The 22,182-nt window shown below is 69.7% G+C and carries 20 protein-coding genes; 11 read left to right on the top strand and 9 right to left on the bottom strand.

All coding sequences use genetic code 11. The features are described from left to right. A complete protein-coding gene (locus AVS7_RS21780) occupies positions 1 to 894 on the top strand; it encodes a LysR family transcriptional regulator (RefSeq protein ID WP_020230164.1) in 894 nt (297 codons plus the stop codon). Between the two features lie 67 nt (positions 895 to 961). On the opposite strand, the gene AVS7_RS21775 is transcribed toward AVS7_RS21780, so the two are convergent. From AVS7_RS21775 to AVS7_RS21765, 3 genes are all read right to left on the bottom strand, one after another. Next, complete coding sequence (locus AVS7_RS21775; protein ID WP_020230163.1) at positions 962 to 1,420, bottom strand: carboxymuconolactone decarboxylase family protein; 459 nt, start codon at positions 1,418 to 1,420, stop codon at positions 962 to 964. Between the two features lie 64 nt (positions 1,421 to 1,484). Then, positions 1,485 to 2,378: an RNA polymerase sigma factor SigJ gene (gene sigJ / locus AVS7_RS21770; protein WP_034691401.1), complete on the bottom strand. Its 894-nt coding sequence runs from the start codon at positions 2,376 to 2,378 to the stop codon at positions 1,485 to 1,487. A 64-nt stretch (positions 2,379 to 2,442) separates the two neighbouring features. Continuing rightward, on the bottom strand, positions 2,443 to 3,963 hold the full coding sequence (locus AVS7_RS21765; RefSeq protein WP_020230161.1) for a DASS family sodium-coupled anion symporter: 1,521 nt from the start codon (positions 3,961 to 3,963) through the stop codon (positions 2,443 to 2,445). A 353-nt stretch (positions 3,964 to 4,316) separates the two neighbouring features. Between AVS7_RS21765 and AVS7_RS21760 the strand changes: the two genes are divergently transcribed. Further along, positions 4,317 to 4,979, top strand: coding sequence for a 7-cyano-7-deazaguanine/7-aminomethyl-7-deazaguanine transporter (locus AVS7_RS21760; protein WP_020230160.1), 663 nt, complete (start codon positions 4,317 to 4,319; stop codon positions 4,977 to 4,979). Further along, complete coding sequence (gene queC / locus AVS7_RS21755) at positions 4,976 to 5,707, top strand: 7-cyano-7-deazaguanine synthase QueC (protein WP_020230159.1); 732 nt, start codon at positions 4,976 to 4,978, stop codon at positions 5,705 to 5,707. The genes AVS7_RS21760 and queC overlap by 4 nt, the downstream gene beginning before the upstream one ends. Here queC and AVS7_RS21750 read toward each other — a convergent pair. Together AVS7_RS21750 and AVS7_RS24785 are read right to left on the bottom strand one after the other, a co-directional pair. Then, the gene (locus AVS7_RS21750) at positions 5,658 to 6,365 is read right to left on the bottom strand and encodes an SDR family oxidoreductase (RefSeq protein WP_020230158.1); all 708 of its coding nucleotides are present in this window, start codon (positions 6,363 to 6,365) and stop codon (positions 5,658 to 5,660) included. The genes queC and AVS7_RS21750 overlap by 50 nt on opposite strands. A 47-nt stretch (positions 6,366 to 6,412) precedes the next feature. Continuing rightward, a complete protein-coding gene (locus tag AVS7_RS24785) occupies positions 6,413 to 7,465 on the bottom strand; it encodes an AraC family transcriptional regulator (RefSeq protein WP_024002070.1) in 1,053 nt (350 codons plus the stop codon). Between the two features lie 39 nt (positions 7,466 to 7,504). On the opposite strand from AVS7_RS24785, the gene AVS7_RS21740 reads away from it, so the two are divergent. Then, positions 7,505 to 10,960 carry an IPTL-CTERM sorting domain-containing protein gene (locus AVS7_RS21740; protein ID WP_024002069.1) on the top strand — a complete coding sequence of 1,152 codons (3,456 nt, stop codon included), beginning with the start codon at positions 7,505 to 7,507 and terminating at the stop codon, positions 10,958 to 10,960. Positions 10,961 to 11,027: 67 nt separating this feature from the next. Continuing rightward, a complete protein-coding gene (locus AVS7_RS21735; RefSeq protein WP_024002068.1) occupies positions 11,028 to 11,969 on the top strand; it encodes a midcut-by-XrtH protein in 942 nt (313 codons plus the stop codon). A 272-nt stretch (positions 11,970 to 12,241) separates the two neighbouring features. On the opposite strand, the gene argG is transcribed toward AVS7_RS21735, so the two are convergent. From argG to AVS7_RS21715, 4 genes are all read right to left on the bottom strand, one after another. Then, the gene (argG, locus tag AVS7_RS21730) at positions 12,242 to 13,582 is read right to left on the bottom strand and encodes an argininosuccinate synthase (protein ID WP_020230154.1); all 1,341 of its coding nucleotides are present in this window, start codon (positions 13,580 to 13,582) and stop codon (positions 12,242 to 12,244) included. Between the two features lie 8 nt (positions 13,583 to 13,590). Beyond that, entirely contained in the window at positions 13,591 to 13,908 is a 318-nt protein-coding gene (locus tag AVS7_RS21725) for a pyrimidine/purine nucleoside phosphorylase (RefSeq protein WP_020230153.1), read from the bottom strand. 89 nt (positions 13,909 to 13,997) lie between these two features. Further along, positions 13,998 to 14,648 carry a glycine zipper 2TM domain-containing protein gene (locus AVS7_RS21720; RefSeq protein WP_020230152.1) on the bottom strand — a complete coding sequence of 217 codons (651 nt, stop codon included), beginning with the start codon at positions 14,646 to 14,648 and terminating at the stop codon, positions 13,998 to 14,000. Positions 14,649 to 14,765: 117 nt separating this feature from the next. Continuing rightward, positions 14,766 to 15,140, bottom strand: a complete 375-nt coding sequence (locus AVS7_RS21715; RefSeq protein WP_020230151.1) for an ArsC family reductase — start codon at positions 15,138 to 15,140, stop codon at positions 14,766 to 14,768. Positions 15,141 to 15,160: 20 nt separating this feature from the next. Between AVS7_RS21715 and folC the strand changes: the two genes are divergently transcribed. The 6 genes from folC to gltX all read left to right on the top strand — a co-directional run bounded on the left by folC (position 15,161) and on the right by gltX (position 22,124). After that, the gene (folC, locus tag AVS7_RS21710) at positions 15,161 to 16,486 is read left to right on the top strand and encodes a bifunctional tetrahydrofolate synthase/dihydrofolate synthase (protein ID WP_020230150.1); all 1,326 of its coding nucleotides are present in this window, start codon (positions 15,161 to 15,163) and stop codon (positions 16,484 to 16,486) included. Between the two features lie 14 nt (positions 16,487 to 16,500). Continuing rightward, positions 16,501 to 17,334, top strand: coding sequence for an SPOR domain-containing protein (locus AVS7_RS21705; protein ID WP_020230149.1), 834 nt, complete (start codon positions 16,501 to 16,503; stop codon positions 17,332 to 17,334). 26 nt (positions 17,335 to 17,360) lie between these two features. After that, positions 17,361 to 17,849 carry a CvpA family protein gene (locus AVS7_RS21700; RefSeq protein ID WP_020230148.1) on the top strand — a complete coding sequence of 163 codons (489 nt, stop codon included), beginning with the start codon at positions 17,361 to 17,363 and terminating at the stop codon, positions 17,847 to 17,849. 46 nt (positions 17,850 to 17,895) lie between these two features. Further along, positions 17,896 to 19,404 (top strand): amidophosphoribosyltransferase, encoded by a 1,509-nt coding sequence (purF, locus tag AVS7_RS21695; RefSeq protein WP_020230147.1) that lies wholly within the window; start codon positions 17,896 to 17,898, stop codon positions 19,402 to 19,404. Between the two features lie 118 nt (positions 19,405 to 19,522). Further along, a complete protein-coding gene (locus tag AVS7_RS21690) occupies positions 19,523 to 20,731 on the top strand; it encodes an O-succinylhomoserine sulfhydrylase (RefSeq protein WP_020230146.1) in 1,209 nt (402 codons plus the stop codon). 7 nt (positions 20,732 to 20,738) lie between these two features. Beyond that, positions 20,739 to 22,124 (top strand): glutamate--tRNA ligase, encoded by a 1,386-nt coding sequence (gltX, locus tag AVS7_RS21685; protein WP_020230145.1) that lies wholly within the window; start codon positions 20,739 to 20,741, stop codon positions 22,122 to 22,124. Positions 22,125 to 22,182 lie beyond the last annotated feature (58 nt).

The following is a 22,182-nucleotide window of genomic DNA, read 5'->3' as shown; positions in this document are numbered from 1 at the left end:
ATGGACCGCCTCACCGCCATGCGCGTCTTCGCCGATGTGGCGCAGACCGGCAGCTTCACCGCCACCAGCGAGCGCCTGGCCCTGTCGCGCGCCATGGTCACGCGCTACGTGGCCGCCATGGAGCAGTGGCTGGGCGCGCGCCTGCTGCAGCGCACCACGCGCCGCGTGACGCTGACCGACGCGGGCGAGCAGTGCCTGCGCCGCTGCCTGCAGATGCTGGCCATTGCCCAGGAGGTGGAGGAAGCCACCGCCCCCGCCGGCGGCGCGCTGCGCGGGCAGCTGCGGCTGACCTGCAGCATGTCCTTCGGCTACGCGCAGCTTGCGGCGGCGCTGGGCGACTTCCTGGCGCTGCACCCGCAGCTCCACGTGGACCTGAACGTGAGCGAGGGCGCGGTGAACTTGGTGGCCGAGCGCATCGACCTGGCTATCCGCATCAGCGCCGACCCCGACCCGGCCCTGATCGCGCGGCCGCTGGCCGAGTGCGAATCGGTGCTGGTGGCCGCGCCCGCCTACCTGGCGCGCATGGGGCGCCCGGCGCAGCCGGCCGACCTGGCGGCGCACCGCTGCCTGGGCCACGCCAACTTCGGCCGCAGCGAATGGCGCTTCACCCACGCGCAGGCCGGCGCGCAGGCGGTGAGCGTGCCCACGCGCTTCACGGCCAACGACGCCGTGGTGCTGATGGCGGCGGCGCAGGCCGGCGCGGGCATCGCGCTGCAGCCCACCTACCTGGTGCGGCCGCTGCTGCAGGCGGGCGCGCTGGAGGCGCTGCTGCCCGGCTGGGCGCCGCCGCAGCTCACGGTGTACGCGCTGTACCCGTCGCGCCGCCACCTGGCCCCGGCGGTGCGCGCGCTGCTGGACTTCCTGGTGCAGCGCTTCGCGGGCGCGCCCTGGTAGGCGCACCAAAAATGAGAGCTGCCCGCGCTTGCCCAGCAAGCGCTGCAGCCCGATTTGGCTGAAAGAATCAGCCTGGCGTGTGTCCGCCCGGCGGCGTGCGGAAGGCCACCATCAGCCGGTTCCAGCCGTTGATGGCGACGATGGCCAGCGACAGCTCGACGATCTCCGCCTCGGTGAACTGCGCGCGCACTTCGTCGTACACGCTGTCGGGCACCTGCGACTGCTCCACGCGCGTGAGCGCCTCGGTCCAGGCCAGGGCCGCGCACTCGCGCGCGTCGAACGCGCCGCTCTCGCGCCAGGCGTTGAGCAGGTGCAGGCGCCGGTCGCTCTCGCCGTGCTCGCGCGCCACGCGGGCGTGCAGGTCGAGGCAGAAGGCGCAGCCGTTGATCTGCGAGGCGCGCATCTTCACGAGTTCGTGCAGCTGCACCGGCAGGCTGCCGGCGTTCACGTGCTTCTGCAGGCCGTACATGGCCGCGTAGGCCGCGGCGTGGTGGCGCGGCAGGTCGATGCGCTGGGCATGGGACATGGTGTTCTCCTGGGGGTGAAAAAAAAGGGGGCCGGGCTGCGTGCGCGGCCGGTGAGTGCGCGCCTTACAGGCCGCGCAGCTTGTCGGGGTTGAGCACCGAGTACACGGCGCGGATGCGCACGCCGTCGGTCTCGAAGGCCATCACCGAGCGCACGCCGCCCGCGTCGCGCAGCAGCAGGCCCGGCGCGCCGTTGACCTGCATGGGCTCGATCTGGTGGCCGTGCAGGTACACGCGCCACACGGCCGCGGCCAGGCGCGCGAGCGCGCGCGGGCCGCGCAGCACCTTGCTGGCCGCGCGCACCTTGCCGCCGCCGTCGGCGGTCCATTGCGCGTCCTCGGCGAAGAGGGCCAGCAGGGCGGCATGGTCCTGCGTGCGCATGGCCTGCACGAAGCGCGCGATGAGCGCGCGCGCCGCCTCGGGCGTGGCCGTGAAGCGGGCCTTGCGCTGGCGCACCTGGGTGCGCGCGCGGTGCACGAGCTGGCGGCACGCGGCCTCGCTCCTGCCCAGCACGGTGGCCACCTCGGCGTAGTCGCTGTCGAACACGTCGTGCAGCAGGAAGGCCGCGCGCTCGTCGGGCGTGAGGCGCTCCAGCACCACCAGCAGCGCCACCGACAGGTCGCTGGCCAGCTCGGCGCGCGCGTCGGCGGGCGGCGCCGCGTCGGGCGCGATCCAGGGCTCGGGCAGCCAGGGGCCGTCGTAGGCCGCGCGCTCGGTGCGCGCGGCGCGCAGGCGGTCCAGGCACAGCCGCGTGACGGTGGTCACCAGCCAGGCCTCGGCCGTGTGCACGCGTTCGGCCGGCGTGGCCTGCCAGCGCAGCCAGGCGTCCTGCAGCACGTCGTCGGCATCGGCGCGGCTGCCCAGCATGCGGTAGGCCACGCCGGCCAGGCGCGGGCGGTGCTGCTGGAAGACGGCGGTGTGCGGGTCCGGCGGGATGGCGGGGGAGGAGAGCGTTGTCATGCGCATGCCCATAAGACGGCTGGCGCGCGCATTGTGTGACAGCCGGCCGCGGCCGGCTGCCGGATCAGCCCGCGGCGGGCAGCGTCATGTAGCCCATCCACGGCCAGTAGGTCAGAGCGAACACCACCAGCAGCGCCGTGGCCGCCGCGGTGAGCACGAGGCCGGTGCGGATGTAGTCCTTGATGTCGAACGTGTCCGTGCCGTAGGCCAGCATGCCCTGGGGCGAGTTCACCGGCAGGATGAAGCCGAAGCTCACCACGAACTGCAGCAGCATCGTCATGCCGATGGGGTTGATGCCCGGCGTCTGCACCGCCTGCAGCACGCTGATGATGATCGGGATCATGGTCGAGGCCAGCCCCGTGGCGCTGGCGAAGCCCAGGTGGATCACGATCAGGAACAGCGACAGCAGCATGAAGATGGCAAAGGCCGTGGCGTTGGCCAGTCCGAGGTGTTCGACGATCAGGCGTGCCAGCCAGGGCGCGGCCTCGGTCTTGAGCAGGGCCGAGCCCATGGCGATGCCCACCGCGAACAGCAGCACCGTGCCCCAGGGGAAGCCCTTCTGCGACTCCTTCCAGTCCATGACGCCGATGCGCGGCACCAGCATCAGCGCGATCGCCACGATGGTGGAGGAGGTGGTATCCACGTCGTGCAGCACGCCCTCGGTGGCCCAGAAGCCCAGCAGCACCACGGTGATGGCCAGCAGCTTCCACTGCTTGGGCGTGGTCGGGCCCAGGGCGTCGAGCTGCTGGCGGATGGCTTCGCGCCCGCCCGCGATGTAGTCCATCTCGGGCCTGAGCATGCGCGTCATGATGAAGTAGAGCAGCACCGTGAGCACGGCCGAGAACGGCGCGCCGGCCACGAACCACTCGCCCCAGGTGATGGTCTGGCCGAACTGCTTCTCGATGAAGCCCACGGCCACCATGTTCTGCGCGGCGGCGGTCTTGATGCCCACGTTCCACACGCTGGCCGTCTGCGCGGCGGTGATGACCACCAGCGCCGCGAACTTGCTGCGCCGGTCGGCGCCGAAGGCGGTGAGGAAGCCCAGCATGATGGGCATGAGGCAGGCCACGCGCGCCGTGGCGCTGGGCACGATGAACGAGAGCAGGAAGCCCACGAGAATGGCGCCCATGGCCACGTGCTTGGCCCGCGCGGGCACGTGGGCCAGCACCTGCAGCGCGATGCGCCGGTCGAGCTGCGTGGCCGTCATGGCCGAGGCGATGAAGCACGCCGCCGCCACCAGCACCACCGCGCTGTTGCTGAAGCCCGAGAGCGCGTAGGGCAGGGCGGCGCGGGTGCCCATCACCGTGCCCGCGGCCTCCTGGCCGGGCGCGGGGCTGAGGGCCAGCAGCACGATCATCAGCGCGCCGATCACCACGGCCGAGACGGCGTAGTCCAGCGCCTCGGTCATCCAGAGAATCACCGCGAACGCCAGGATGCCCAGCATCACCTGCCCCGCGTGGGGCAGGCCCGGCAGCGGCGGCATGAACGACACGGCGAGCAGCACGGCGATGGCTGCCCACAGGCCCGCGCGCCGGGTGAAGGAGGGAGCGGGCGGCGCCGCGGCGGTGGGAGGGGTCGCAGTCATTCGGAACCTTTCGAAGAACGCATGCGACCATTGTGGGACGGGAGCGGGCCGACGGGCACGCGGCGATCGCTTTGTCATGACTTGCATCAAGCCGGAAGGCGGGCTGGAGGGCGAGTGCAGCGGGGGCGTACAATCCGCACCTTTCGCCAATCCATGGGTTCCCTCGCCCCCATGAGGAACCTCTGCAACACCTGTGGCGCCGCACACATTGCGGACTCGGGCGGTCTGCGTCGTTGCAAATCCTCGCCATAGCTACGGCTATGGCTGCGGTTTGCGCCTAGCAGCCTATCCCGATCCGCAGCGCGTGCTTTCCGCTCCAGGTGCTGCAAAGGCTCCATTCAAAAAGGACAGCCATGACGCCCGTTCAGGCGCCGCCCTCACGCGTGCCGCTCTACCTCTCCCTCCTGGTGGCGTTCCACATCGCCATCGTCATCGCCAGCAACTACCTCGTGCAGTTGCCGATCAACCTGCTGGGCTTCCACAGCACCTGGGGCGCGTTCAGCTTCCCGTTCATCTTCCTGGCGACCGACCTCACGGTGCGGCTGATCGGCAAGCAGCCCGCGCGGCGCGTCATCACGCGCGCCATGCTGCCGGCGCTGGTGGCGTCCTATGTCGTGGGCGTGCTGTTCCACGAAGGGCGCTTCAACGGCTGGGGCTCCTTGAGCGACTTCAATACCTTCGTCTTCCGCATCGCGTTCGCCAGCTTCGCGGCCTACGTGCTGGGGCAGTTGCTCGACATCCAGGTGTTCGACCGCATCCGCCAGCAAAGCCGCGCCTGGTGGCTGGCGCCCGCGGCGGCCTCGGTGTTCGGCCAGGCGCTGGACACGGCCGCGTTCTTCTCCATCGCCTTCTGGCGCAGCACCGACCCGTTCATGGCCGCGAACTGGGGCGAGATCGCCGTGGTGGACTACGTCATCAAGCTGGCCGTGAGCCTGCTGCTGTTCGTACCCGCCTATGGCGTGATGCTGGCTGCCATCGTGCGTGCCATGCGCACGCCTGCACCCGCAGCGGCGTGACCCGGCGCGCGCTCGTCCTGTTCTCCGGAGGGCAGGACTCTGCCACCTGCCTGGCCTGGGCGCTGAAGCGCTATGCGCATGTGGAGACATTGGGCTTTGACTACGGCCAGCGCCACCGCGTCGAGCTGGACTGCCGCGCCCGGCTGCGGGAGGGGCTGCTGGGCATGGCGTGGCCGGGGCAGTTGGGCGACGACCACCTGCTGACCGTGGACGTGCTCGGCCAGCTGGGCACGAGTGCCATGACCGACGACGTGGCAATCGCCATGCAGGCTGACGGCCTGCCCAACACCTTCGTGCCGGGGCGCAACCTGCTGTTCTTCACACTGGCCGCCGCGCTCGCCTATCGGCGCGGGCTGGATGTGCTGGTGGGCGGCATGTCGCAGACCGATTACTCGGGCTACCCCGACTGCCGCGACAACACCCTCAAGGCCCTGCAGGTCGCTTTGAGCCTGGGGATAGACCGCCCGCTGACGCTGGAAACGCCGCTGATGTGGCTGGACAAGGCGGCCACCTGGGCGCTGGCGCACGAACTGGGCGGCGATGCGCTGGTGGAGCTGATCCGCCGCGATTCGCACACCTGCTACCTCGGCGAGCGCGGGCAGCTGTACCCCTGGGGTTACGGCTGCGGCGCATGCCCGGCCTGCGAGCTGCGCGCCCGGGGCTGGGCGCAATGGCAGCTCACACGCTGCGCATCAGCCCGCCATCCACGCGGATATTCTGCCCCGTGATGTAGGCCGCGCCGTCGGACGCGAGGAAGGCCACCGTCGCCCCGATCTCGTCGGCCCGGCCATAGCGCTGCAGGGGCACCGACTGGCGCCGCTCCTCGGTCTGCGGCAGGCTGTCGATCCAGCCGGGCAGCACGTTGTTCATGCGGATGTTGTGGCGGCCGTACTCGTCGCAGAAGATCTTGGTGAACGCCGCCAGCCCGGAGCGCGCCATGGCCGAGGTGGGGAACAGCGCCGCGGGCTCGAACGCCCAGGCCGACGAGATGTTGACGATGGCGCCGCCGCCCTGGCTTTGCATGATGGGCGCCACCAGCCGCGTGGCGCGCACCACGTTGAGGAAGTAGACCTCCAGGCCCTTGATCCAGTCCTCGTCGCTGATCTCCAGCAGCTTGCCCTTGGGGCCGTGGCCCGCGCCGTTGACCAGCACGTCGATGCGGCCCCAGCGTTGCATCGCGGCGTCCACCAGCTTGCGCAGGTCGGCCACGTTCTGGTTGGAGCCGGTCACGCCCACGCCGCCCAGCTCGCGGGCCAGCGCCTCGCCCTTGCCCGACGACGACAGGATGCCGAGGGCGAAGCCCGCCTCGTGCAGCTTCCTCGCCGCAGCGGCGCCCATGCCGCTGCCGCCTGCCACCACGATGGCCACGCGTTGTTGTCCGTTCATTGCAATTGCTTCCTTATTGATAGCTGTCAGCGCTTGGTGGATAAGCGCTAGAGGATTGTTTTATGTAAATCCCTTGCCTCCAGCGGCGTCATGCCGTACCGCCGCTTGAACATGCGGTTGAAGGTGGGAGGGTCGGCAAAGCCGCAGCGGTGGGCGATTTCGGCGATCTGCAGGTGGGCCATCTGGCCGCCGGTGAGCAGCGCATGGGCCCGTTCGATGCGCGTGGACCAGATGGCGGCGGCCACGCTGCCGCCCTGGGCCGCGAACACGCGGTACAGCGTGGCGCGGGAGCAGCCCACCAGCGCGGCCACACGCTCGGGCGCGAGCTGAGGGTCGTGGCATTCGCGGTGGATGGCGAGCAGCGCGGCGTGGTGCAGGCCGCCGGTGGCCATGCGCTCGTCGTGCGGGTGCAGGCCCATCTCGGTTTGCAGTCCGGCCAGGGCCATGTCCACCGCGGCGCGCACGGCGGCGGCGCGCTGCGGGGGCGTGAGCCACTGCATCTGCGCGGACAAGAGCCGCAGGTGCGAGCCCAGCAGCATCGCCAGCCCGCGCCGGGGCAGGCGCCGCCCGGCGAGCAGGGACACGTCGCCGCCCAGCGCCTGCTCCAGCCGCTGGCGCGAGCAGATCAGGCTGATGTCGTGGTGCCGGGGGCGCAGGATTTCCATGGGCTGCGCGTAGTCGGTGACGAACACGTCGCCGCCGCGCAGCACGTGGTCGCCCCGGTGCACCAAGCGCGTGGGCCGGGCGGAAGCCAGCAGGCTGATGCTCACGTCGTCGCAGCCGTCGCGGCGGATGCGCTGGCGGTCGCGCCGGGCGCTCACGGCGTCGGAGATGTGCTGCACCAGGTCGGCCCCTGGCCCGGCGACATGGATCAGCCGGGCGTGGAAGCGCTGCGGGCCACTGGCGTTGGCATGAGCGGGCGCGTCCAGCAGCTCCATGCGGCGCAGCACGCCGTCGCGCCAATAGGGCAGGGCGTGGCGCGGGGCCAGGCCGTCGGTGCTGCGGGTTTCGATGCGGGCGCTGTCGGCGGCACCGTCGCGCAGCACGATCTCCAGCGGAGACGCCAGGTCAACGGTGCCATGTGCTGCTTGAGACGCCAAACCTACCACCTCCAGTGCGGCGCATTCTACAAACGGCGCATGAACTTGCTGTGTGTTTCAACCGTGCGTTTTCTGCGCGCATGGCTCCTCATTCTGTGCGCCCTGGCGGGCCTGGCCCATGGGCAAAGCCTGGACGCAGGCTTCAACGCCGACGTCAACGGCGAGGTGCGCGCTGTGGCCGTGCTGCCCAGTGGGCAGATCGCGCTGGGCGGCAATTTCAGCACGGTGGCGGGTCAGAGCCGCCAGGCCCTGGCGCGGCTGCACAACGATGGCACGTTGGACGCCGCTTTCACCGCTGCCGCCGACACCGCCGTCTGGGCCGTGGCCGCTCAGGCTGACGGCAAGCTGCTGCTGGGCGGCGGCTTTGCCCAGGTGGGCGGCCTGCCGCACTCCGGCATCGGGCGCATCAACGCCGACGGCACGGTGGACGGCACCTTCAACCCCGAGGTGCGCAATGGCACCGGCCACGGCGTCGTGAAGGCGATGGCGGTTCAGCCCGACGGCAAGATCCTCGTGGGAGGGCAGATCTACACCGTCAACGGTGTGGCGCGCACGGCCCTGGCGCGGCTGAACGCCGACGGCACGCTGGACGCAGCCTTTGCCCCCAGCCTCACCCGCGCGCCCGCCGGCATCCCCCCTCAGGTGCTGGCGCTGGCCGTGCTGCCCAGCGGCAAGATTTTGCTGGGCGGCCAGTTCGACACGGTAGGTGGCCAGCCCCGCACCAATTTGGCGCGGCTGAACGCCGATGGCTCGCTGGACACGGGCTTCGTGCAAGACGCAAACGACGCCGTGCATGCCCTGGCCGTACAGGCGGACGGTGCCGCCATGGTGGGCGGCGCGTTCACGCAACTGGGCGGGCAGCCGCGCAACAGCGTCGCGCGGCTGAATGCCGACGGCACGCTGGACGCGGGCTTCGCCCCCGGCACCGACGGCGTCGTGCGGGCCTTGGCGGTGCAGCCCGACGGAAAAGTCCTGGTCGGCGGCCTGTTCTCCACCCTGGGCGGCCAGCCGCGCGCCAACATCGCCCGACTGCACGCCAGCGGCGCGCCGGACACGGCCTTTGCCGCCAGCGCCAACAGCATGGTGAGGGGCATCGCGCTGGGTGCGGGCGGGCAGATCGTGCTGGGCGGCAACTTCACCCTGGTGAACGGCACGGCGCGCGCCGGCGCCGCCCGGCTGCATGCCGACGGCACGCTGGATGTGGCACCCACGGCCAGCCTGGACAACACCGCGCTGGCCCTGGCCGCGCAGCCCGATGGCAAGCTGCTGGTGGGCGGTAACTTCACCGGCCGCCTGGCGCGCCTGAACGCCGACGGATCGCGTGATACCGGTTTTACCCACACCACCAGCGGCACTGTCTATGCGCTGGCCATGCAGCCCGACGGCAAGGCGCTGGTGGCGGGCAACTTCAACGACCTCGGCCCCGGCCTCGCCCGGCTGAACCCCGACGGCAGCGTGGACACCGCCTTTGCCGCCAACCTGGGCGCGGGGGCCGATGGCGGCATCTACGCCCTGGCCCTGCTGCCCGGCGGCGACATCGTGCTGGCGGGCGCGTTCTCCAACTGGAACGGGGCTACCTCTGTGCGCCTGGTGCGCCTGCGACCCGACGGCACGCGCAACGTGGCTTGGAACCCTCCGGTGCCAAGCAACGCCGTGCAGACCGTGGCCGTGCAGGCGGATGGCAAGCTGCTGGTGGGCGGCTGGTTCACCCTCCACCTGATGCGGCTGGAGGACGACGGCAGCGTGGACGCCAGCTTCAACCCCGCCCCCAACCAGCAGGTGACCACCCTGGCCGTGCAGGCGGACGGCAAGATCCTCGTCGGCGGCTACTTCGGCCAGATCGCCGGGGCCATGCCGCCCAACGCGCGCCCCTACCTGGCGCGGCTGAACAGCGACGGCACGCTGGACAGCGCCTTCGACGCGGGCGCCGACTGGGCCGTCTGGAGCCTGGCCGTGCAGGCGGACGGCAAGATCATCGTGGGCGGAGAGTTCACCGCGCTGGGCGGCCAGGCCGCGGGCAAGATCGGCCGCATCCACGCCGATGGGTCGCGCGACCTGGACTTCGGCGCCTCCGCCAACCTGAACGTCTATGCCCTGGCCCTGCTGCCGGGCGGCCACGTGGTGGCGGGCGGGGCGTTCTCCGACTTCAACGGCCAGCCGCGCCTGTCCATTGCGCGCCTGAGCCAGCCCATCGCCCCGCAGCAAACCCTGGCCGCCACCCCCACGCGCGACGGCCTGCGCTGGCTGCGCGCCGCCACCGCGCCCGAGGTGGCGCAGGTGCGCCTGGCCTACGCCACGCAGGAAGACGCGCCCGAATCCGCCTGGACGGATGTGGGCGCCGCCACGCGCACGCCCGGCGGCTGGGCGCTGGACGGCCTGGCCCTGCCGCACGGCCAGCGCCTGTGGGTGCGCGCGCAGGGGCTGGCGCCGGGCGGCTACGGCAACGGATCGGCATCGCTGGTGCAGCAAACTGCCATGCTCTACCTGGCCGCCGCACCGGATGCGCCCGCCGCGCCCACGGCCGTGGCGGGCGACGCGCAGGCCACGGTGAGCTGGGCCGCACCCGCCGACAATGGCAGCCCCATCACCGCCTACACCGTGCACGCCGTGCAGGACGCCAGCAAGACCTGCGCGCCCGCGCTGCCCGGCCCGCTGCAGTGCACTGTGGCGGGGCTGGTCAACGGCACGGCCTATACCTTCACCGTCGTGGCCACCAACGCGTTCGGCGACAGCGTGGCCAGCGATGGGTCCAGCGCTGTCACACCGCTGGGAGCGCAGGCCATCACGGGCTTTGCCGACCCCGGCGCGCAAACCCTGGGCACTACGCTGGCGCTGGCCGCGACCGCTACGTCCACCCTGCCGGTGGCCTACAGCGCCAGCGGCGTGTGCAGCGTGGCAGGCGCCATCGTCAGCTTCAGCGGCACGGGCAACTGCACGCTGACCGCCACCCAGCCCGGCGATGCGCAATGGGCTGCCGCCGCGCCGCAGCAGATCAGCTTTGCCGTCAACCCCGCCACTGTGACGGGCGGCCCCGGCCCGGTGACGGTGGACGTGAGCGGCCCGGCGGGCTGCAGCATCACGCCCGGCAGCCTGCAAATCACTGCTGCGCCCACGCCGCTGCCGCCGGGCGCCACGGCGCCGCTGGGCGCGCTGCGCTTCACCGCCACGGGCTGCGCGGGTGCCACCGTCACCGTCAGCGCCACCTACCCGGCGGGCAGCCTGGCAGGCCTGGCGCCGTACAAGCACGGCCCCGGCGGCTGGTTCGCCCTGGGTGCGGTCAGCGGCGACACGGTGACTTTCAGCGTGGCCGACGACGGCCCGGGCGATGGCAACAACACCGCCACGGGCGTGATCGAGGACCCGCACGCCATGCTGCTGCTGGCGGCGCCTTCACAGGCGCAGGCCATCCCCACGCTGTCGCAATGGGGCCTGTTGCTGCTGCCGGCGCTGCTGGGTTGGCTGGTTTTCAGAGAGAAAAAGCCTTCTGGCGCTTAGGACTTGAAAACGCCCTTGTGCAGCCTGTGCTGCGCGCTACCAAATCAAGAGCAAATAGACACACCCCATGGCATGCGCACTCTTTCCCCGCCGACTCGCCACGGCCTGGTTGGTTACGCTGACCCTCTGCGCAGGCCATGCCGCCGCGCAAACCATTACCTTCGCTCCGGCGAGCGCCGCCACGCCTGTACCTGTCGACCACCCGCTGGCCCTGCTGCTGGCCGCCGCCCTGCCGCTGGGCACGGGTCTGTGGATCCTGCGAACGCGAATGCGCTCCGTGCTGTTGCGCGGCCTGATTCTGGCGGGGACGGCGGGAGCGGCGGCAGCGGCGTTCACGGGCCATCCGCTGATGGCCTGGGCGCAGCAGGCGCCCAGCGGCATTCCGCCGCTCAGGATCACCATCGTTGACGGGCAGCCGGTGCTGGTTCCGGCCGTCGGCGTCGATGCGGACGGCGCTCCCGTCTCGCAGTACGGCTACGTGCCTCCCACGGGCTTCCAGCCCAAGCCCGTCATCAACCAAAGTGGCGTGACCCTGCGCGTCGTCGGCATCACGCCGCCTTCGTCACTAGACGCCTGCTTCTCCAACAACATGGTGCCGCGCCAGTTGATGCCGCCGCCCCTGCCGCCAGGCACCCCAGCCTGCACCACGGGCACGGTGCTGCTCGACAACGCCACTTGCGCGGTGCAAGTGACCCAGTTGTGCCAGGACGCGGCCGTCAATGCGCACCTGGCCACGCTGAATCATCCCAATGCGGTGACGCTGCAAAGCCCCGCAAGCCAGCTCATCACGATCACCAACCCGGGGCCGGTGCGGGTCAGCGGCGTGACCATTCCGCCCAACGGCACCTTCTCGTTCAATGTGGTGGGGCAGTGCGACGTCATTCCCGCAGGCGGCTCCTGCCAACTGCGGCTGGTCCCCGGTGCGGCAGCCCACGTGCCTGAGATGCTGGTCATCGGCGCGGGCAATGCGTTCGCCGTGCAGTTCCCCGTGACCACGCTGGCACCGTGACGAGCGTGGCGGCTGGCAATGATGAAATCAAAAAAGATAGCTGCCAGCGCTTGATGGATAAGCGCTAAAGGCTGTTTTTGCTTGGATTTCAGGCGCCACTGAAAGACTTCTTGTCGGGCACGTCGCGCGGGACATCGCGGCTGGCTACGGTATGGAAGGTCATGCCTGCCTCAAAAACAAAACCGCCCGGCGGTGATGCCGGGCGGTTGCTTCTGCTTTGATAGCTGCTTGCGCTTGTGTATCAAGCGCTGGCGGCCCATGGGGATTGAAGGTTACTTCTTGGTGCCGTCTTCCAGTTGCGCCAGTGCCGCATTGCCGCCCAGCGACAGCAGCCCGGCCTTGGAGTACACGCCCAGCTTGCCGCGCGTGTCCACGATGTCGAGGTTGCGCATGGTCAGCTGGCCGATGCGGTCCAGCGGCGAGAACGGCGCGTCTTCCACCTTCTCCATCGACAGCCGCTCGGGCGCGTAGGTCAGGTTGGGGCTTTCGGTGTTCAGGATCGAATAGTCGTTGCCGCGGCGCAGTTCCAGCACCACCGTGCCGGTCACGGCACGGGCCACCCAGCGCTGGGCCGTCTCGCGCAGCATGATGGCCTGCGGGTCGAACCAGCGGCCCTGGTAGAGCAGGCGGCCGAGCTTCAGGCCGTTCATGCGGTACTGCTCGATGGTGTCCTCGTTGTGAATGCCGCTCACCAGGCGCTCGTAGGCGATGTGCAGCAGCGCCAGGCCGGGGGCTTCGTAGATGCCGCGGCTCTTGGCCTCGATGATGCGGTTCTCGATCTGGTCGCACATCCCCAGGCCATGGCGGCCGCCGATGCGGTTGGCTTCCAGGAACAGCTCCACCGGGTCGCTGAATTCCACGCCGTTCAAGGCCACGGGCTGGCCTTCCTCGAAGCGCACGGAGACTTCCTCCGCCTTCACTGCCACGTCGTCCTTCCAGAACGCCACGCCCATGATGGGGTTCACGATGCGGATGCCGCTGTTGAGGAACTCCAGGTCCTTGGCCTCGTGCGTGGCGCCGAGCATGTTGCTGTCGGTGCTGTAGGCCTTCTCGGCGCTCATCTTGTAGCCGAAGCCTTCCTTGGTCATGAAGGCCGACATCTCGGCGCGGCCGCCCAGCTCGTCGATGAAGAGCTGGTCGAGCCAGGGCTTGTAGATCTTGAGCGAGGGGTTGGTCAGCAGGCCGTAGCGGTAGAAGCGCTCGATGTCGTTGCCCTTGAAGGTGGAGCCGTCGCCCCAGATGTGGACGTCGTCTTCCTTCATGGCGGCCACCAGCATGGTGCCGGTGACGGCGCGACCCAGCGGGGTGGTGTTGAAGTAGGTGGCGCCGGCGGTGCGCACGTGGAAGGCGCCGGCCTGCAGCGCGGCGATGCCTTCGTGGGCGAGCTGCGTGCGGCAGTCGATCAGGCGGGCCTTCTCGGCGCCGTATTCCATCGCCTTGGCGGGGATGGCGTCGTAGTCGGGCTCGTCGGGCTGGCCCAGGTTGGCGGTGTAGGCGTAGGGCAGGGCGCCCTTGTTCTTCATCCAGCGCAGCGCGGCGCTGGTGTCGAGGCCGCCCGAGAAGGCGATGCCGACTTTTTGCCCCTTGGGCAGGTTTTGCAGGATGGTGGCCATGGTGCGGATCAGCCGTAGTGGCAGATGTAGTGGTAGGCGTCGGTGACGCGGATGTCGAACTTCGAGTTGCCGGGCACGCTGAACTGGTCGCCGGGGCCGGACTTCACCCAGGTGTCGGAGCCGGCGAGCTTGTATTCACACGAGCCGCCCACGCATTCCATGACCTCGGGCGCGCCCGTGCCGAAGGTCAGCGTCGCGGGCAGCACCACGCCCACCGATTTCCGGGTGCCGTCGGGGTAGGTGATGCCGTGGCTCACGCACTTGCCGTCGAAATACACGTTGGCCTGGGTGGTGACGGAGACGCCGTCGATTTTCTCGGTGGTCATGGATGGGGCAATGGACTGAAAGGACAAACCCGCAATTCTATGGCGTGAAAAAAGGAGCCCTGGGGGCTCCTTCGCGGGTGGGCGCGTGGTCAACGCCAGTAGTGCGGGTGGCGCGGCGGACGGTACGGGTAGCCGTAGGCGTCGCGGTACTCGATCACGGTGACGGGCGGTTGCGACACATAGGCGGGCGGGCCGGGCTGGGTGGACACCACCACGCCGGGCTGTGGGTAGCCGCTGTCGCCATACGAGGAGTAGGTGGCCGGGGGCGGGGCCTGCACTGCGGGTTGCACGGACAGGGGGATCCAGTTGCCCGGGTCGCTTTGCGTGCGGGTCGTGTATTGCCGGCCGGCGTATTCGTACACCACGTCGTAGCCGACCACGCGGTTGTCGTAATAGGTTTCCGTGGTGCAGCGCTGCACGTTCTGGTAGCCGGGGCGGCCGCCTTCGACCTGGTTGCCCAGCAGTGCGCCGCCGACCACGCCCAGCGCCGTGGCCGCCGCGCGGCCGCCGCCGCCGCCGATGGCATTGCCCGCCGCGCCGCCGGCGATGGCGCCCAGCACGGCGCCCGCACCCGTGGTGGGCCGCGCGCCGCTGTAGACGGTTTCATTGCCGCACACCTGCTGGGGAATCGCCACCTGCTGCGTGATGGGCGTGGCGGACAGCACGCGCCCCTGTTCCTGCTGTGCCTGGGCCGCCAGCGCAGTGGCGGCCAGGGCGGTGAAAACGAGGGTTTTGTTCATGGCGGAAATCGGCTCCTTTCGGTTGGCATACAACGCGCCAAGCCGGGAATAAGTTTCAGGTCCGCGCATGAATGCGCCGGGGCCGGCCCGTAAATCTGCGTAAAGAGTCGTATGCCTTTATTTGGAGGCGCCGGCCAGCCGTTCGTTCCACGCATCGGCGTCGAAGCCCACGGTGACGGCGCCGTCGCCCCATTCGACCACGGGGCGCTTGATGACGGAGGCATGCTCCACCATCAGCGCCGCGGCGCTGGCGGCATCCTGCGCGCGGACCTGCACGGCAGGGTCGAGCTTGCGCCAGGTCGTGCCCTGGCGGTTGAGCAGTTTCTCCCAGCCCACGGCGGCCATCCAGGCGGGCAGGCGCTCGGCGGGCACGCCCTGCTTCTTGAAGTCGTGGAACTGGACGGGTGCGCCGCGCTCCGAGAGCCAGGCGCGGGCCTTCTTCACGGTGTCGCAATTGGGGATGCCGTACAGGGTGATGGTGGAAATGTTCATGGGCGACAATTCTGCGCTCTATGCAATCCCTCCCCCAGACCCTGGAAGGCTGGCTCGCCCATTGCGAGCGGCTGCACCCCAAGAACATCGACATGGGCCTGGCCCGCGTGGGCGAGGTCGCGCGCCGCATGGGCCTGGCCTTCGGCTGCCCCGTGATCACCGTGGCGGGCACCAACGGCAAGGGTTCCACCTGCGCCATGCTGGAGGCCGTGGCGCTGCAGGCGGGCTACCGCACGGGTGTCTACACCTCGCCGCACCTGGTGCATTTCGAGGAGCGCTGCCGCATCCACGGCGAGACCGTCGCCGCTGCGGACCTGGTAGCGCACTTCGCAGCGGTGGAAAGCGCCAGGACCCAGAATGGCGACGAAGTCTCGCTGAGCTATTTCGAATTCACCACGCTGGCCATCCTGCGGCTGATGAGCCAGTCGCGGCTGGACGTGGCGATCCTGGAGGTAGGCCTGGGCGGCCGCCTGGACGCGACCAACGTCATCGACACCGACTGCGCCATCATCACCAGCGTGGACATCGACCACGTCGAGTTCCTCGGCACCGACCGCGAGACCATCGGCCGCGAGAAGGCCGGCATCATGCGCACGGGCCGCCCGGTGGTGGTGAGCGACCCCGTACCGCCGCAGAGCGTCATCGACCACGCGCGCGAGATCGGCGCCGACTTGTGGCGCTTCGGGCAGGACTTCAACTTCTCCGGCGACAAGCAGCAGTGGGCCTGGGCCGGACGCGGGCGGCGCTACGCGGGGCTGGCCTATCCGGCGCTGCGCGGGGCCAACCAGCTCGTCAACGCCTCGGGCGTGCTCGCCGCGTTCGAGGCACTGCGCGAGCGCCTGCCCATCACCGCGCAGGCGGTGCGTGCGGGCCTGGCGCTGGTGGAGCTGCCGGGGCGCTTCCAGATCGTGCCGGGCCAGCCCACGCTGGTGCTGGACGTGGCGCACAACCCGCACTCGGTGGCGGCGCTCACCGCCAACCTCGATGCAATGGGCTACTTCCCGACCACGCACGCCGTCTTCGGCGCCATGGCCGACAAGGACCTCGCTCCCATGCTCGCCAAGGTCGGGCCGCTGATCGACCGCTGGTACTTCACCGACCTGCCCACGCCGCGCGCGGAAAGCGCGGCCAGCCTGCAGCAGAAATGGAACGCGCTGCAGATGGTCGCGGGCGGGCGTCGGCCCGTCGCCACCAGCCTGCACGCCAGCCCGCAGAAGGCGCTGGCCGCGGCCGTGGAGGCAGCGGACCCGGCTGATAGAATCGTGGTCTTTGGCTCGTTCTACACGGTGGGCGGCGTGCTCGAAAACGGGGTACCCCGCCTGCAGGCCAAACATCTGGGCGCATAGCGAGTCCCCTGTCCATGGCATTTTTCAAGTTTCGTTGGCCCGGCAAGCAAGCGCCCCAGGGCGACAACGGCAAGCCCGCCAAGCGTTCCCGCACCTCCTCCCAGGCCGAAAGCATCGAAGAGATGCGCCGGCGCGCACGCCATCGCCTCATCGGCGCCGCCGTGCTGGTGCTGGCCGGCGTGGTGGGCTTCCCGCTGCTGTTCGATACGCAGCCACGCCCCATCCCGGTGAACGTGGCCATCGACATTCCCGACCGCAACAAGGTGGCTCCCCTGGTGGTGCCGCATCCCGGCACCGCCGCGCCGGCCACCCCGGCCGAACCGGCGGGCGCCGGCCTGGACGCGGGCGAGGAGGTGGTCGCCAGCAGCCCGCGCAGCACGCCCGCGCCGCAGCTGGCGCCCCCGCGTGCTTCCGAACCCAAGCCGTCGGCTGCGCCCGCACCGAAGCCTGAGCCTAAACCCGAGCCGAAGCCCGAACCCCGGCAGGAGCCCAAGCAGCCTCCCAAGCCCGAGCCCAAGGCGGAACCCAAGCCCGCGCGCACGGACGACGCGGAGCGCGCCCGCGCACTGCTGGAGGGGCGGTCCGCCACGGCCGCCGCCAAGCCCGATGCGGGCGATCCGGGCCGCTTCATCGTGCAGGTGGGCGCGTTCGCCGATGCCGACAAGGCGCGCGAGGTGCGCGACAAGCTGGAGCGCTCGGGCCTCAAGACCTATACGCAGGTGGTGGACACCAAGGACGGCAAGCGCACCCGCGTGCGCGTGGGCCCGTTCGGCAGCCGCGCGGAGGCCGACAAGGCGGCCGAGCGCGTCAAGGGTGCCGGCCTGGCGGGCGCGGTGCTGGCGCTGTGAACCGCGCCAGCGGCGGATGACGGCCCATGGCGGCGCTGGACTGGATCTTCGTGGTGGTGCTTGCCGCATCGCTGCTGATCGGCGCATGGCGCGGGCTGGTGTTCGAGCTGCTGTCGCTGGCGGGATGGGTGGCGGCGTTCTTCGCGGCGCAGTGGTTCGCCGATGACATGGGGGCGCTGCTGCCCATGGGGGAGGCGGACGCCACCTGGCGCCACGTGGCGGGCTTCGCGGTGGTCTTCGTTGCCGCGGTGTTCGCCTGCGGCCTGCTGGCCTGGGTGACCAAGAAGCTGGTCGAGGCCGTGGGGCTGCGCCCCGCCGACCGCGCGCTGGGCGCGCTGTTCGGCGTGCTGCGCGGCGTGGTGCTGCTGCTGGCCGTGGCGCTGGTGGCCGGCTGGACGCCGGTGGCGCAGGCGCCGTGGTGGAGACAATCGCAGGGTGCGCCGCTGTTGGAGGCGGCGCTCAAGGGGCTCGCGCCCGCCCTGCCTGAGGAATTGGGAAGGCATCTGCCTTCGTGATGGCATGTTGGCGGGAGGCTCCCGCCCATCGAATGGAACTGCAACTATGTGTGGAATCGTCGGCGTGGTCAGCGCCAGTCCCGTCAATCAGCTGATCTATGACGCCTTGCTGCTGCTGCAGCACCGGGGGCAGGACGCCGCGGGCATCGTCACCCAGGACGGCCGCAAGTTCTTCATGCACAAGGCCAAGGGCATGGTGCGCGACGTGTTCCGCACGCGCAACATGCGTGCGCTGCCGGGCCCGATGGGCCTGGGCCAGGTGCGCTATCCCACGGCGGGCAACGCGTCGAGCGAGGAAGAGGCGCAGCCCTTCTACGTGAATGCGCCCTTCGGCATCGTGATGGTGCACAACGGCAACCTCACCAACGCCAAGCAACTGCGCCGCGAGCTGGCCGACACCGACCACCGCCACACCAATACCGAGAGCGACTCCGAGGTGCTGCTCAACGTGCTGGCGCACGAGCTGGCCCGCGCCAGCAGCGGCGCGCCGCTGCGCTCGGAGGACGTGTTCGCCGCCGTGCGCGCGGTGCACAAGCGCATCAAGGGCTCGTACGCGGTGATCGCGCTGATCGCGGGCTACGGCCTGCTGGCCTTCCGCGACCCGTTCGGCATCCGCCCGCTGTGCATGGGCAAGGGGGCCGACGGCACGGTGATGCTGGCCAGCGAGTCCGTGGCGCTGGAGGGCACGCTGCACCGCCTGGAGCGCGACATCGCCCCGGGCGAGGCGGTGTTCGTGCACACGGACGGCCGCGTCGAGACGCAGCAGTGCGCCGAGACGCCGCGGCTCAACCCCTGCGTGTTCGAATACGTCTATCTGGCCCGCCCCGATTCGGTGATGGACGGCATCTCCGTCTACCAGGCGCGCCTGAACATGGGCGAGACGCTGGCCAAGCGGGTGATCTCCACCGTGCCGCCGGGCGAGATCGACGCCATCATCCCCATCCCCGAGTCCAGCCGCCCCAGCGCCATGCAGCTTGCGCAGCTGCTGGGCATCCCGTACCGCGAAGGGTTCGTGAAGAACCGCTACGTGGGCCGCACCTTCATCATGCCGGGGCAGGGCGTGCGCAAGAAATCCGTGCGCCAGAAGCTCAATGCCATCGGCAGCGAGTTCAAGGGCCGCCGCGTGCTGCTGGTGGACGACTCCATCGTGCGCGGCACCACGTCCAAGGAGATCGTGCAGATGGCGCGCGACGCGGGCGCGGTGAAGGTCTATCTGGCATCGGCCGCGCCGCCGGTGCGCCACCCCAACGTCTACGGCATCGACATGCCCACGCGCGGCGAGCTGGTGGCGCACGGCCGCACGGTGGAAGAGATCCGCCAGGTGATCGGCGCCGACGCGCTGATCTACCAGGACGTGCAGGCCATGAAGCAGGCCGTGGGCAAGATCAACCCGCGTGTGGAGGGCTTCGAGGCCTCGTGCTTCGACGGCGTCTACATCACCGGCGACATCTCCGACGAGGAGGTGACGGCGCTCAACGAGGGCCGCCAGCGGGGCGGCGAGGAAGAGGGCGACGACACCTCGCGCCTGTCGCTGCCGAACGCGCAGGAAGCGTGAAAATAAAAAAGTGAGCTGCCGGCGCTTGGTACGCAAGGGTTTCAGTATGAAAAATGCTTGAAACCCTTACCTGTAAAGCGCCAGCAGCTCCTGTTTTCTTCAAACCAGGAACCTCATCGTGAGCCATCTTCCCCCCGGCCTGCGCCCCGAAACGCTCGCCATCCGCGCTGCCATTGCACCCAGCCAGTACGGCGAGAACTCCGAAACGATGTACCTCACCACGGGCTTCGTGCAGCCGGACGCCGCCACGTCGGCCGAGCGCTTCGCCAGCGGCGAGGGCTACACCTACGCGCGCACGTCCAACCCCACCGTCACCAGCTTCGAGCAGCGCCTGGCCGCGCTCGAAGGCGCCGAGGCCGCCATCGGCACGGCCAGCGGCATGGCGGCCATCCTGCTGATGATCATGGGCCTGCTCAAGGCGGGCGACCACGTCGTCCTGTCGCGCTCCATGTTCGGCTCCACGCTCAACCTGTTCGCCAAGGAATTCGGCAAGTTCGGCGTGGAAACCACGTTCTGCTCGCAGACCGACGTTCATGAGTGGCGCGCCGCCGTGCGTCCCAACACCCGGCTGCTGTTCGCCGAAACGCCCACCAACCCGCTCACCGAAGTCTGCGACATCGCTGCCCTGGCCGACATCGCCCGCAAGGCCGGCGCCCTGCTGGCGGTGGACAACGCCTTCGCCACACCCATCCTGCAAAAGCCCCTGGCGCTGGGTGCGGACATCGTCATGCACTCCGGTACCAAGTACCTGGACGGGCAGGGCCGCGTCATGGCCGGCGCGCTGTGCGCCAGCAGCCAGCTCGTCACCGAGAAGTTCGCGCCCGTGGTACGCACGGCGGGCATGGTGCTGTCGCCCTTCAATGCCTGGGTGGTGCTCAAGGGCCTCGAAACCCTCAGCGTGCGCGTGAAGGCGCACTGCGAGAACACCCTGGCCATCGCCCGCTGGCTCGAAGCCCAGCCCCAGGTGGCGCGCGTGTTCTACCCCGGCCTGCCGTCGCACCCGCAGCATGAGCTGGCCATGCGCCAGCAGGGCGGGTTGGGCGGCGGCGTGGTGGCCTTCGAGCTGGCCGGCGATACGCTCGAGGCCGCGCGCGCCAAGGCGTTCCACGTGCTCGACAGCTGCCGTCTGCTCTCGCTCGCCACTAACCTGGGCGACACCAAGTCCATCATCAGCCACCCGGCGACCACCTCGCACGGCCGCTTGACCGAAGCGCAGCGGCAGGCCGCGGGCATCAGCCAGGGCGTCATCCGGCTGGCCGTGGGGCTGGAGCATCCCGAAGACATCCAGGACGACCTTTTGCGTGGTCTTCACAGCCTGACTGCCTGAACAACCTATGACGAAGAAAGTACGCACCCGTTTCGCCCCGTCCCCCACGGGCTTCATCCACCTGGGCAACATCCGCTCGGCCCTCTACCCTTGGGCCTTCGCGCGCGCCACCGGCGGCGACTTCATCCTGCGCATCGAGGACACCGACCTGGAGCGCTCCACGCAAGCCTCGGTCGACGTCATCCTGGAGGGCATGGCCTGGCTGCAGCTCGACCACGACGAAGGTCCGTACTACCAGATGCAGCGCATGGACCGCTACAAGGAAGTGCTGGCGCAATTGCAGGCCTCCGGCCACGTCTATCCCTGCTACATGAGCGTGGAAGAACTCGACGCCCTGCGCGAGCGCCAGATGGCAGCCAAGGAAAAGCCCCGCTACGACGGCACCTGGCGCCCCGAACCGGGCAAGCAGCTGCCCCCCATCCCCGAAGGCGTGAAGCCCGTGCTGCGCTTCAAGACGCCCAAGGACGGCGTCGTCGGCTGGGACGACAAGTGCAAGGGCCGCATCGAATTCCAGAACAGCGAGCTTGACGACCTGGTGATCGCCCGCCCCGACGGCACGCCCACGTACAACTTCTGCGTCTGCGTGGACGACATGGACATGGCCATCACCCACGTCATTCGCGGCGACGACCACGTCAACAACACCCCGCGCCAGATCCACATCTTCGAGGCGCTGGGCGCCCAGGTGCCTGTCTTCGCCCACCTGCCCACCGTGCTCAACGAGCAGGGCGAGAAAATGAGCAAGCGCAACGGCGCCAAGGCCGTGACGCAGTACCGCGACGAGGGCTACCTGCCCGACGCCATGGTCAACTACCTCGCCCGCCTGGGCTGGAGCCACGGCGACGACGAGATCTTCGGCCGCGCGCAGTTCCTGGAATGGTTCGACCTCGACCATCTGGGCCGCAGCGCTGGCCAGTTCGACGAGGCCAAGCTGCGCTGGGTCAACGCCCAGCACCTCAAGGCCATGGACGACGCGCAGCTCGCCGGCATGCTCACGCCCTTCCTCGCGGGCGTGGCGACCGACGAGCGCCTGCCGCGCATCTGCGCGCTGTTCAAGGACCGCTGCGAAACGCTGGTCGATCTGGCGAACTGGGTGCGCGTCTTCTATGTGGACGCCGTGGAGCGCAACGCAGACGACTACGCCAAGCACGTCACCGAGGCCGCCGCGCCGCTGCTCGATGCCTTCGCTGCCGCCATCGGCAACGTGGAGTGGAGCAAGGAAGCCATCGCCGCCGCCATCAAGGACGTGCTGAAGGCGCAGGGCGCCAAGATGCCGCAGCTCGCCATGCCCGTGCGCGTGCTCACCACGGGCACGGCGCACACGCCATCGGTGGATGCAGTGCTCGAGCTGCTTGGTCGCGAAAAAATCCTGGCAAGATTGAAAAACCGCTAAAAACCTGTCTATAATTTGAGGCTCAGGTGATGACGACGATTATGCAAATAAACGCCGG

The sequence above is a fragment of the Acidovorax sp. MR-S7 genome (assembly GCF_000400995.2).
Classification (GTDB): Bacteria; Pseudomonadota; Gammaproteobacteria; order Burkholderiales; family Burkholderiaceae_C; genus MR-S7.
Note: the sequence above shows the minus strand (reverse complement) of the source record. Positions and strands in the feature narration are given on the sequence as shown.